Below are 11,612 nucleotides of genomic sequence, written 5' to 3'. Positions count from 1 at the left end.
TCTTCAGGTAGACACTGAACAACTCATGAAGCATGAGGGTGAGTCCTTTGTAGGAGCGGCCTTGTGTCGCGGAAGGGCTGCGCAGCAGCCCCAGAATTTCAGCAGCGCCACACGGAATTGGGGCTGCTGCGCACCCCTTTCGCGACACAAGGCCGCTCCTACAAAGGACTCACCCTCATGCTTCATGAGTTGTTCAGTGTCTACCTGAAGATGCTGGTGCTCTACAGCCCGTTCTTCGTGCTGTCGTGCTTCATCAGCCTGACCCGTGGCCACTCCAGCAAGGAGCGCAAACAGCTGGCCTGGAAGGTTGCCTTCGCCGCCCTGGTCGCCAGCGTGTTGCTGTACCTGTTCGGGCGGGCGATCTTCGGCATTTTCGGCATAACGGCCGATGCCTTCCGCATCGGCGCCGGCAGCGTGCTGTTCATCTCTGCCTTGGGCATGGCCCAGGGCAAACCGGCCGTGCAGGCCGACAACGTGCAGCAAGACGTGACCATCGTACCGCTGACCATCCCGCTCACCGTAGGCCCGGGCACCATCGGCGCCCTGCTGGTGATGGGCGTCAGCCAGCCGCACTGGGACGACAAGTTGCTGGCCATCGTCAGTATCGCGCTGGCCAGCTTCACCGTGGGCCTGGTGCTGTATCTGTCACACGGGATCGAGCGCATTCTCGGCGATCAAGGCCTGCAGATCGTCAGCCGCCTGATGGGGCTGTTCGTCTGCGCCTTGGCGGCGCAGATCATCTTCACCGGCATCAGGGGCTACCTGGTCGGCTAGCCCTGCCACTCAGGGCGCAACAGGGTACCAGCGCGGGGTATAGACCCACTGCCCACCGTCGGCACGGGCAAAGGTACAGGTCGTGGAAGAACCGACCAGGACCATGGTGCGCATGTCGACCATCTCTGGCGTCAGCTCGGCGAGGGTGACCACCCTGAGCGTCTGCCCCGGCCTGCCGATGTCACGCCCCAGCACCACGGGTGTATTGCCATCCCGGTGCTGGCGCACGATTTCCAGCGCGCGCCCAAGCTGCCAAGGGCGCGAACGCGAGATCGGGTTGTAGAAGGCCAGCACCAGGTCGGCCTGGGCCGCCAGGGCCAGCCGATGCTCGATGGTCGGCCACGGTTTGAGGTTGTCCGATAGCGACATCACGCAGAAGTCATGCCCCAGCGGCGCGCCCGCCTGAGCGGCAGTGGCCAGCGAGGCCGAAACCCCTGGCAGGATTTCCAGATCGACACGATGCCAGGCGGGGTCAGTGGACCCGTGCAACGCTTCCAGCACGGCGGCGGCCATGGCGAATACCCCCGGGTCACCCGACGACACCACCACCACCGAGCGCCCTTGTGCGGCGAGCTCGAAAGCATGACGCGCGCGCTGCATTTCTTCGCGATTGTCGGTGCAATGTTGCACCTGGTCGTCGCGGAACGGCCCGGCCATGCGTACGTAGGTTTCGTAACCGAGAATATCTTCGGCGCGTGCCAGCTCGGCTTTGACCGCCGGCACCATCAGCTCGGCGGCGCCAGGGCCAAGGCCGATGACGGCCAGGCGACCACGCCTGCGGCCCAGTTGGTTGACCTTGACAGGCACCGATGCCAGCGCAATGACCAGGCCCCCTTGTTCGATCAGGCGCGCATCCGGCAGTGCTTCGGCGGCCATGCTGACAAGAGTGCTTTCTTTGGCAGCAAAACGCAGTGCGACACCCAGCACCTTGGCCGCTGCCTGCAAGGACGGTTCGGCCATGGCCTGTTCGGCAACCAGCAGGCACGCCAGTGACTGCTCGGCGATGCCCGCCTCACGCAGGGCATCGCTGACGCGTTCAACCAGATCAGGACCGCCCGCATCCACCGCAACCACCACCGAACGGGGGTGGATCAGCAACTCGTCACGGCTGGCCGGGCGCGCAGTGCATCCCACATGAATGGTGCGCTGGGCGGCTTCACTGGCCGGCAATTGGGCGTGAGCCAGCCAAGGCGCATCGCCCTCGATACGTACCGCCTCGCCCGCCAGCAGATCGGAAACGAAACGCTTGCCCTGTTCGATATCCGCCAGCGCGTAGCCCTCGGGTGGGTTCAACAGGCAGGTGCCGAAACGCAGCTCGCCACTGGTGGTGATCGCCGCCGCCACGCCCAGCGCCTCACCGATCTCGCGGGCCATGACATTGACGCCGCTCAGCCCGCCAAGCAGCGGCACTACCGCACTGCCGTCCTCGGCCACCGCCAGCACCGGCGGCTCCGCACCTTTCTCGCTGAGCAGGCTGGCCAGGCTACGGATGACGATACCCGCCGCACACAGGGCTATGATCGGCGTGTCTTGTAGATACAGGGCGCGCAGCGTGTCGCCAAATGCTTCGTAATACTGGTCGGCCATCTCGACCCGGCCGCTCAGGCCATGGATCGTCGCCTGTGGATAATGCTGCTGAATGCGCCGCGCGGTGGCCACGCTGCCAGCGCCGAGCACGATGATTGCCGGTGCCTTGTGCATGCTCATCCCTGCCATTTTTCACCCGGCACGATGATCAGCGAGAAGTACGGTGACGACTGTGGATCCACCTGGTCCAGCGCGACGATTTTCTGATTTGCCATGGTCGCCCGCTCGACGTACAGCGCTCGCCCGTCCAGGCCCAGTTCGGCCAGCACCTGGCGTACCTTGGGGAAGTTGCGGCCCAGCTTCATGATCACTGCCGCATCGGCATCGGCCAGGCGCCGCGTGAGTTCTTCGGCCGGCAGCACGCCCGACAGCACCGACAGGCTCTGGTTGCGGTAAACCAGGGGGGCACCCAGTACCGACGCGCCTCCCAGCATCGAGCAGACACCAGGGATCACTTGCGCGTCATAACGCTGCGCCAGACGGTCATGCAGGTACATGTAGGAGCCGTAAAAGAACGGGTCGCCCTCGCAGATCACCGCGACATCGCGGCCGGCATCGAGGTGCTCGGCCACCTGCACGCTGGCCTCGTCATAAAAATCGCTGATGACCTGCTCGTACGACAACGGTGCCGGCAACGCCTCGGTGGTCACCGGATAGACCAGCGGCAGCAGCGTTTGCGCTGGCTGCAGGTGCGCCTCGATGATGCCGAAGGCATTGCCACGCTTGCCCTTGGCCACGAAGTAGGCGACCACTGGGGCCTCGCGCAGCAAGCGCAGGGCCTTGAGGGTGATCAGCTCAGGGTCGCCAGGGCCTACGCCCAGGCCCAGCAGACGTCCACGCGGCGCCATCATTCCACCTCCGTGGCGAGGGCATTGACCGCGGCAGCAGCCATCGCGCTACCGCCCAGGCGGCCCTGCATGATCACGAACGGGACGCCCCGGCTGTCGGCGGCGAGCATGGCCTTGGACTCCGCCGCACCGACGAAGCCAACCGGGAAACCGAGGATAAGCGCAGGCTTTGGTGCACCTGCATCGATCATTTCCAGCAAGTAGAACAGTGCGGTCGGCGCGTTGCCGATCACCACCACGCTGCCCTCCAGGTAAGGCCGCCACAGCTCCAGAGCCACCGCCGAGCGGGTATTGCCGGCATCTTTGGCCAGGGCCGGGACACTCGGGTCGCGCAGGGTGCAGATCACCTTGTTGTCGGCGGGCAGGCGTGCACGGGTGATGCCTTCGGCGACCATGTGCGCATCGCAGAGGATCGGCGCGCCGTTGGCCAGGGCCTGGCGCCCGGCGCGGCCGGCACCTTCGGAGAACTGCAGGCCGTCGATGGCCTCGACCATGCCACAGGCATGGATCACACGTACGGCGAGTTTCTCGAGGTCTGCGGGGATCCGCTCGAGCCGGGCCTCCTCACGGATGATCCGGAAGGAATTGCGATAGATCTCCTGACCATCGCGGATGTAATCAATCATCAAGGTGCTCCGTCGGCAGGTCGAGCATGGCGCCTGCTTCGTTCAAGGTGAGGTTGGCGGCGCGCAGGGCACCGAAGCCCGGCAGGCGCGCGTCACGCAAATAGAGGTCATAGCGGCCCGGCGAGCGGGCCAGCAGTGTGGCCGGGGCGACATGGGCCACGGCGCAGGATCGGGGGCAACCAGACAGGTGCACACTGGCAGGGGCGCCAGCGGGCAACAGGGCCGCCAGGGCCAGGGCATCGGCCTTGGTTTCGCCGTGCGCCTTGGCGCAGCCGCTGGCGCCGGTGCAGGCAACCAGGCGGGCCAAGGGTTCATGGCTATGGCAGAGCAGGCCCAGGGCCGACAACTCACGTTGCGCCGGGGCGATGCTCGCGCCAGCTACAGAGGTCAGCATCAGGCTCTGCCAGGGGCTCAGGCGCAGGCTGCCATCACCGTGTTCACGCGCGATTCGCGCCGCACCGCGCAGCATGTCGGCGCTGAGCCTGCCAAGCGGCGGGGCAACGCCCAGGGCCATGCCCTGCAGCTGCTCAACGGCACCCAGCCATGGGCTGTTGCCCGCTTTGCGGCGCCAATCGAGGACGGCAGCATCTCGGCGGATCGCCAGCCCTAGCCCCTCGATGAATCGCTCCACTGAGCAGTTTTCAAACAACTGGCGCATGCGTGCCTGGTCCGGGCTGGCCAGGTCGAGAAAGCGCTCAAGCACTGCGCGCACCAGCGCCAGCCCCTGCTCCACCGGCACCGCACCCAGCACCTGGCCGTCAGCAGGGGAGCCGGCCAGGCCGAACGCCAACCAAGTGCGTTGCTCGAGTCGCAATGCTGAAAGCCATAGATCGTGCGGGTGCTCGAGCATCGCCAGGCCTTCGCCGCCGTCCAGTTGCACCGCGAACTTGGCCGATAACTGGTGAAAGCGCGGTGTGCCTTGCAGCATGTCGAGGATGTGTTCGGCCAGGGGACGAACATCCAGCACCATCAAGGGGTCATGCCCGGCCAAGGGGCTGAGCATCAGGTTGCGCACATCGTCACTGGCAGCATCGCGTGGGCCCAGGCCTGCTGCCAGCAGGCTTTCGATCAGGCCGGCGTGATCGTCGCCAATGCCACGGACCTGCAGGTTGCCGCGGTTGGTCGCCTCGATCACGCCACCGGCGAAACGCTCGGCAGCCGCCGCCACGGCATCGGCCTGATCGGCCAGCAGCAGCCCACCGGGCAGCTTGATCCGGCAGATCCCGCCATCAAGGGCACTGACGATGCGCCACAACCCCGGGCAAGCCGAGGGACGGGGCGATACGGGTGGGGTATGGACCTGCTTCAAAGGGACGTCCGGCAATCGCTGAAAATGCGCTTGAGTGTAGAAGGCGCGGTATTATGCCTGCTTTGTCCGGCGGCATGAAAAGCCGGTGGTCGAGCATCGCTGGCGATTGAACAGAAATTCATCACCGCGTCGCCCCCTTTGCCGGCTTAGGGGGGGCGATGCGCCCCCAAAAATGGCGGATCAGAAACACATGACACCCTGGCTGACAGTAGTAGGCATCGGCGAAGACGGCTTCAGCGGCCTGGGCAAGCAGGCCCGACGCGCCCTGCTCGGCGCTTCGCGGATCATCGGCAGCCCACGTCAGCTGGCCCTGCTGCCGCGCTGCGTAAGCGCCGCCCGCGAACATTGGCCGAGCCCGTTCTCGCTCGCCCCGGTACTGGCTCGGCGCGGTGAGCAGGTGTGCGTGCTGGCAAGCGGTGACCCGATGTTCTACGGCGTCGGCGCCAGCCTGGCGCGGCAGGTTCCGGCCCAAGAGCTGCAGGTACTGTCGATGCCCTCCTCTTGCGCCCTGGCCGCTGCCCGCCTTGGCTGGCCGCTGCAGGATGTGCAGGTGGTGTCTCTGGTCGCGCGCCCCCTGGCCTCTCTCAACGCCCACCTTTACAGCGGCATGCGCCTGCTGGTGCTGAGCAACGACGGGGATAGCCCGGCAGCCATCGCCGCCCTGCTGCGCGAGCGCGGTTTCGGGCCAAGCCGCCTGCAGGTGTTCGAGCACCTCGGCGGCCCTGCCGAACGCCACTTGGCGGGCATCGCCGATGACTGGGCCCAACCCCAGGTCGCCGCGCTGAACCTGGTTGCCATCGAGTGCCAGGCTGCTGCCGACGCTCCGCGGCTGTCACGCGCAGCCGGCCTGCCGGACGATGCTTTCCGTCATGACGGCCAGCTGACCAAACGTGACGTACGGGCCATCACCCTGGCCCGCCTGGCCCCACAACCAGGCGAGTTGCTGTGGGACGTGGGCGCAGGCTGTGGCTCGATCGGCATCGAGTGGATGCGCGCCCACCCCGCCTGCCGAACACTGGCAATCGAAGCTGACGAGGGCCGTCAGGGCTTCATCGAGTACAACCGTGATGCCCTTGGCGTTCCCGGCCTGCAACTGGTGCGCGGCACCGCACCGCAGGCCTTGGCCGGGCTGGAGCGCCCGGATGCGATCTTCATCGGCGGCGGCGTCACCCGCGAAGGCGTGCTGCCGTTGTGCTGGGAGCGGCTGCGCCCCGGGGGGCGCCTGGTGGCCAATGCCGTGACACTGCAAAGCGAACTGGCACTGGCGCACTTTCGCCAACAGCATGGCGGTGAACTGACGCGCATCCATGTCGCCCAGGCCCAGCCATTGGGCGCCTTCGACACGTGGCGCCAGGCATTGCCGATCACCTTGCTCGACGTGGTGAAGCCCCACGATGCGTGAAGAAACCCGCGAACAACCTGCGCCACTGCGCAGCGGCCTGACCACTGGCAGCTGCGCCACTGCCACCAGCCTGGCGGCAGCGCGCCTGCTGCTCACCGGTGTGTGCGCTGACGCCGTGAGCATCACCTTGCCCAAGGGCAAGGTGGTGCAGATGCGCCTGGAGTTCTGCCGCCGCGAGGGCGAGCGCGCCGAAGCCGGCACACTCAAGGATGCCGGCGACGACCCCGATGTCACCCATGGCGCGTTGCTCTACAGCCAGGTGCGCCTGCAGGAAGAACCGGGTATACGCTTTGTCGCAGGCGTGGGTGTCGGTACCGTCACCCGCCCCGGGCTGGTGCTCGCCGTGGGCGAGCCGGCGATCAACCCGGTACCGCGGCGCATGATCAGTGAACACCTGCAGCAACTGGCCGACGACTGCGCCTACCGCGGCGGCTTCGAAGTCACGGTCAACGTACAGGGCGGCGAGCAGTTGGCGCTCAAGACCATGAACCCGCGCCTGGGCATCCTCGGCGGGCTGTCGATTCTCGGTACCAGCGGCATCGTGCGGCCCTTCTCCTGCGCAGCCTACATCGCCTCCATCCACCAGGGCATCGATGTGGCCCACACCAATGGCTATACCCATATCGCCGCCTGCACCGGCAATGCCAGCGAAGACACCATGCGCCGCGTGTACGGCCTGCCGGAAATTGCCCTGATCGAGATGGGCGACTTTGTCGGCGCGGTGCTCAAGCACCTGCGCAAGGTGCCGGTGCCACGCCTGTCACTGTGCGGTGGCTTTGGCAAGATCAGCAAGCTGGCCGCCGGGCACATGGACCTGCACAGCCGCCACTCGAGCATCGACCTGCCGCAACTGGCCGGGTGGGCCGCGGACATCGGCGCCGATGCCGACCTGCAGGCAGCGATCATGGCCGCCAACACCAGCCAGCAAGCCCTGGCCCTGGCACACGCCGCCGGCATCGCCCTGGGCGACGCGGTCTGCGCCCACGCCCTGGCGTTCGCCCGCAGCGTGGTGCCCGCACAGGTGCAGGTGGAAGTGTTCGCCATCGACCGCCAGGGCGGCATCGTCGGCAAGGCAGGTGTGCAATGAACCGGCGCATCCTGCTGCTGGGCGGTGTCACCGAGGCACTGGCCATCGCCCGTCAGCTTGGCCCGGAGCATGTCTACAGCCTGGCTGGCATCGGCCGGGTGCCGCAGGGCCTGGCCTGCCAGGTGCGGGTCGGCGGCTACGGCGGGGCCGAAGGCCTGGCCGCCTACCTGCGCGAGGCGGGTATCACCCTGCTGATAGACGCCACCCACCCCTATGCCGCGCAGATCAGCCACAATGCCGCCGCCGCCGCACGGGCCGTGGGCATCCCGTGCTGGGCCTTGCGGCGCCCGGCATGGCAGGCCCAGCCCGGTGACGACTGGCGCGAAGTGGAGGATTGGGCGGGGCTGATCCATGCACTCAAGCCGTTCCGTCGGCCTTTGTTCACCTTGGGGCGCGAGCCGCTGCAGCATCTGGACGAGATTCCGCCAGAGCAGTTCTGGACCCTCAGGGCGTTGCAGGCCTGCCCTGGTAATGATCGCTGCGAAGTGATCGGTGCGCGGGGGCCGTTTCACCTTGACGATGAGCGGGTGCTGTTCGCACGGCGCGATATCGATGTGCTGGTCAGCAAGAACAGCGGCAGCGTGGCGACCGAGCCCAAGCTTGAGGTGGCGCGGGAGCTGGGGGTTCCAGTACTCATTCTGAAGCGCCCCACACTTCCACAGGTCGATGCTGAGTTCACCCGGTACTGCCTGTTGCTCAGCGCCCTGCATCTATGACTGGCAGCCTTTGGCAACGTATATCCCATTGACATATACCTTGCGGAATTTAAACTTCAGTCACAGTTTGCCGCTTCCAGGGAGGCCCATCATGGAGCAAGGTGCTGTCTTCAAAAGCAATCGTAGCCAGGCCATCCGCTTGCCGAAATCTGTCGCATTTCCCGAAGAGGTGACCCGCGTGGACATTGTTGCAGTGGGTCGAACCCGCATCATCACTCCCGCTGGTGAATCATGGGATAGCTGGTTTGACGGCGAAGATGCGAGCCCGGACTTCATGGCCAGCCGCGACCAACCTGCCGACCAGGAACGTGAAGGGTTTTAATGCTCAAGTACATGCTCGATACGAATATCTGCATCTTCACGATCAAGAACAAACCCCAGGTAGTTCGTGAAGCGTTCAACCGCCACCATGGTCAGCTGGCAATCAGCACCGTCACACTGATGGAGCTGGTTTACGGTGCAGAGAAATCGGCCGCTCCTGCACGAAATCTCTCGATTGTGGAGGGTTTCGTAGCGCGTCTTGAAGTACTCGACTATGACAGCCATGCAGCAGAACACAGCGGGCAGCTTCGCTCAGAACTGGCAAAGGCCGGTACGCCCATCGGCCCTTTCGATCAGTTGATTGCCGGGCATGCCCGCGCGCGGGGGCTTACCTTGGTAACCAACAACCTGCGAGAGTTCATACGCGTTCCGGGGTTGCGGGTTGAGGATTGGCTGGCCACGCCAGGGTAAAAGACGTAGCCCTTTCCATATTCCGACAGTGGCTATCGACCATCGCTGCGCTGTGACCAGATACATTCATATGGCCGTTGGCCTGTCGTCAGTCTTAAACTCAACCCCCCTCCCCTCCGGAAAGCGTCAACCATATGGAAATGCAATGGTGGATCTGGCTGGTCTTCGGCATCGCGCTGATCCTGCTCGAACTGGTCCTGCCCACGTTCTTCATCATCTGGTTCGGCATCGGTGCCGTGCTGGTGTCGCTCATCTCGCTCGCCGCCCCCAGCCTGCAACTGGACATGCAGGTACTGTCGTGGGTGCTGTTCTCGTCGGTCACCACGGCACTCTGGTTCAAGCTGTTCCGGCGCAAGCAGCCGGATGTGCGCTGGACCGCCGACAGCGTGATCGGCGAAGTCGGGCTGCTGATCAGCAGCGTTTCGCAATTCCAGAAAGGCCGTGTGCGGTTCCAGAAACCGATCCTGGGCAATGAGGAATGGATCTGCGTCGCTGACAGCGACATCCCGTCAGGCGAGCGTGTACGTCTCGTCGCCATCGAAGGCAATACTGCCCGGGTCATCCGGGCCTGACCGCATTAAAAGGAAGTTCGCATCATGACCAGCCTTATCGTCGTCGGCACCCTCGCCGTTTTCGTTCTGATCACTGTTTTCAAGGGTGTACGCATCGTACCCCAGGGGGAGGAGTGGATCGTCGAGCGCCTGGGCCGCTACCACAGCACACTCAAGCCCGGCCTGAACATCGTCATCCCGTACATGGACGTGGTCGCCTATCGCCTGCCGACCAAGGACATCATCCTCGATGTGCAGGAGCAGGAAATCATCACTCGCGACAATGCGGTGATCGTCGCCAATGCACTGTGTTTCGCCAAGGTGGTCGACCCACAGAAGGCCTCCTATGGCGTGCAGAATTTCTCGTTTGCCGTCACCAGCCTGACCATGACATCGCTGCGCGCCATCGTCGGCGCCATGGACCTGGACGAAGCGTTGTCCAGCCGCGAGCAGATCAAGGCACGCCTGCGAGAGGCGATGTCCGAACAGACCGAAGACTGGGGCGTGACCGTGCGCTCGGTAGAAATCCAGGACATCAAGCCATCGGAAAACATGCAGCTGGCCATGGAACGTCAGGCGGCGGCCGAACGTGAACGTAAAGCCGACGTGACCCGTGCCGAAGGTGCCAAGCAGGCCGCCATTCTCGAGGCCGAAGCCCGCCTGCAGTCGGCCAAGCTCGATGCCGAGGCGCAAATCAACCTTGCCGAGGCTTCGGCAAAGGCGATTTCGCTGGTCAAGGACGCGGTGGGCAACGAGACGGTGCCAGCCATGTACCTGCTGGGTGAGCGCTATGTCGGCGCCATGGAGAACCTGGCCAGCAGCAACAATGCCAAGGTGGTGGTGCTGCCGGCTGATTTGCAAGAGACCGTGCGTGGCTTGATGGGCCGTAACAAGGCTTGATGCTGCTGTAGCTTCATGGCCGGCTTGCCGGCCATGGGCTGCACAGCAGCCCCATCGACCCGCCTGCGTCACTTCACCGCACCCCATCATTTTTACCTATACTGCGCCGTACAATACCCGCCACGATTCCTGACCGGATCTCTCCATGCCCCCACGTCGGCACATCGCCTGGATAGCCTGCCTCGCAGTGCTGTTCAACCTGCTGGCCATGCCGCTGTCCTCTGCCGCGCCCAAGGGCCCGGCAGAGCAGCTGCTGTGGGGGGCTTTCTGTTCCAGCATGGCAGGCAAGGCCAAGGTCGACGTCCAGGCACTGGCCAAGATCGACCTCGGCACGCAAAACGACGAGCATTCCAACATGCAGCACTGCTGGTGCTGTTCGGGAGCCTCGCCGCTGCTGGCCCTGCCAGGTTATCCGCCACAACTGCACAACCCGCCCACGTTGCTGGCCGCGCATGTTCCACCGCCAGCCGATTACCAAATGACGCCGCGCCAGCTCTGGCCCGCGCTCAACCCCCGCGCCTCTCCCCTGGTCTGAGTTCATCACGCTGTCTGCCTGAACCTGAACAGAACGGAGACTTACACCATGCTCAAGCAAGCTCTCGTAGTGGCCGCACTGCTGCTGCCCGGCGCCTTCGCCAACGCCCATGAATACACTGTGGGCGACCTGCATATCGCCCACCCCTGGTCGCTGCAACTGCCGCCGAACGCGCCCAATGTGGCCGCCTATTTCATCGTGCACAACAACGGCAAGGTCGATGACCGCCTGCTCAGCGTGGACAGCCCCATCACTGCTGACGCACAACTGCACGAACACGTGATGAGTGCCAACGGCGCCATGAAGATGCAGCAGGTGCCCAATGTAGTAGTGCCCGCCGGCAAGGACGTGGTCTTCGCCCCCAGCGCCTATCATGTGATGCTGATGCAGCACAAGGACCGTAGCCTGCTCAGCGACGGCAAGCGCTTCCCGCTGACCCTGCATTTCGAGAAAGCAGGCGACATCACAGTCGACGTGGCTGTGCAGAGGCAGGCCCCGGCGGACCAGCCGCACGAACACGCACACTGACCCTTCGCTGACTGGCG

14 protein-coding genes are annotated in these 11,612 nt (G+C 64.9%); 10 read left to right on the top strand and 4 right to left on the bottom strand.

Going from position 1 to position 11,612, the window contains the following annotated elements:
* Positions 1–177: 177 nt before the first annotated feature.
* Positions 178–774, top strand: a complete 597-nt coding sequence (locus tag EGJ09_RS19690) for a MarC family protein (protein ID WP_012316414.1) — start codon at positions 178–180, stop codon at positions 772–774.
* A gap of 9 nt (positions 775–783) precedes the next feature.
* Here the strand turns inward: EGJ09_RS19690 and cobJ are convergent, their stop codons facing one another.
* The 4 genes from cobJ to cobG are packed head-to-tail and all read right to left on the bottom strand — an operon-like array spanning position 784 to position 5,159.
* Positions 784–2,475 (bottom strand): precorrin-3B C(17)-methyltransferase, encoded by a 1,692-nt coding sequence (gene cobJ, locus EGJ09_RS19685; RefSeq protein WP_125924593.1) that lies wholly within the window; start codon positions 2,473–2,475, stop codon positions 784–786.
* A gap of 2 nt (positions 2,476–2,477) precedes the next feature.
* The gene (locus EGJ09_RS19680; RefSeq protein ID WP_177433173.1) at positions 2,478–3,212 is read right to left on the bottom strand and encodes a precorrin-2 C(20)-methyltransferase; all 735 of its coding nucleotides are present in this window, start codon (positions 3,210–3,212) and stop codon (positions 2,478–2,480) included.
* Positions 3,209–3,835, bottom strand: coding sequence for a precorrin-8X methylmutase (locus EGJ09_RS19675; protein WP_039602489.1), 627 nt, complete (start codon positions 3,833–3,835; stop codon positions 3,209–3,211). Before EGJ09_RS19675 ends, EGJ09_RS19680 begins: the two co-directional genes overlap by 4 nt.
* Positions 3,828–5,159, bottom strand: coding sequence for a precorrin-3B synthase (cobG, locus tag EGJ09_RS19670; RefSeq protein WP_177433172.1), 1,332 nt, complete (start codon positions 5,157–5,159; stop codon positions 3,828–3,830). Before cobG ends, EGJ09_RS19675 begins: the two co-directional genes overlap by 8 nt.
* 175 nt (positions 5,160–5,334) lie before the next feature.
* Here cobG and cbiE point away from each other — a divergent pair, with 175 nt between their 5' ends.
* From cbiE to EGJ09_RS19625, 9 genes are all read left to right on the top strand, one after another.
* The gene (gene cbiE / locus EGJ09_RS19665; protein ID WP_125924591.1) at positions 5,335–6,546 is read left to right on the top strand and encodes a precorrin-6y C5,15-methyltransferase (decarboxylating) subunit CbiE; all 1,212 of its coding nucleotides are present in this window, start codon (positions 5,335–5,337) and stop codon (positions 6,544–6,546) included.
* A complete protein-coding gene (locus EGJ09_RS19660) occupies positions 6,539–7,633 on the top strand; it encodes a cobalt-precorrin-5B (C(1))-methyltransferase (protein WP_125924590.1) in 1,095 nt (364 codons plus the stop codon). The genes cbiE and EGJ09_RS19660 overlap by 8 nt, the downstream gene beginning before the upstream one ends.
* Positions 7,630–8,349, top strand: coding sequence for a cobalt-precorrin-6A reductase (locus EGJ09_RS19655; RefSeq protein WP_046787836.1), 720 nt, complete (start codon positions 7,630–7,632; stop codon positions 8,347–8,349). The genes EGJ09_RS19660 and EGJ09_RS19655 overlap by 4 nt, the downstream gene beginning before the upstream one ends.
* A 91-nt stretch (positions 8,350–8,440) precedes the next feature.
* On the top strand, positions 8,441–8,671 hold the full coding sequence (gene vapB, locus EGJ09_RS19650; protein ID WP_012316422.1) for a type II toxin-antitoxin system VapB family antitoxin: 231 nt from the start codon (positions 8,441–8,443) through the stop codon (positions 8,669–8,671).
* Positions 8,671–9,081 (top strand): tRNA(fMet)-specific endonuclease VapC, encoded by a 411-nt coding sequence (gene vapC / locus EGJ09_RS19645; protein ID WP_125924589.1) that lies wholly within the window; start codon positions 8,671–8,673, stop codon positions 9,079–9,081. Before vapB ends, vapC begins: the two co-directional genes overlap by 1 nt.
* Positions 9,082–9,215: 134 nt before the next feature.
* Entirely contained in the window at positions 9,216–9,653 is a 438-nt protein-coding gene (locus tag EGJ09_RS19640) for an NfeD family protein (protein WP_115273790.1), read from the top strand.
* A gap of 24 nt (positions 9,654–9,677) precedes the next feature.
* On the top strand, positions 9,678–10,532 hold the full coding sequence (locus EGJ09_RS19635) for an SPFH domain-containing protein (protein ID WP_012316425.1): 855 nt from the start codon (positions 9,678–9,680) through the stop codon (positions 10,530–10,532).
* A 145-nt stretch (positions 10,533–10,677) separates the two neighbouring features.
* On the top strand, positions 10,678–11,067 hold the full coding sequence (locus tag EGJ09_RS19630) for a DUF2946 domain-containing protein (protein ID WP_046787833.1): 390 nt from the start codon (positions 10,678–10,680) through the stop codon (positions 11,065–11,067).
* Between the two features lie 48 nt (positions 11,068–11,115).
* The gene (locus EGJ09_RS19625; RefSeq protein WP_125924588.1) at positions 11,116–11,595 is read left to right on the top strand and encodes a copper chaperone PCu(A)C; all 480 of its coding nucleotides are present in this window, start codon (positions 11,116–11,118) and stop codon (positions 11,593–11,595) included.
* Positions 11,596–11,612: the final 17 nt, after the last annotated feature.

The sequence above is a fragment of the Pseudomonas sp. p106 genome (genome assembly GCF_003936645.1).
GTDB lineage: Bacteria > Pseudomonadota > Gammaproteobacteria > Pseudomonadales > Pseudomonadaceae > Aquipseudomonas > Aquipseudomonas putida_E.
Note: the sequence above shows the minus strand (reverse complement) of the source record. Positions and strands in the feature narration are given on the sequence as shown.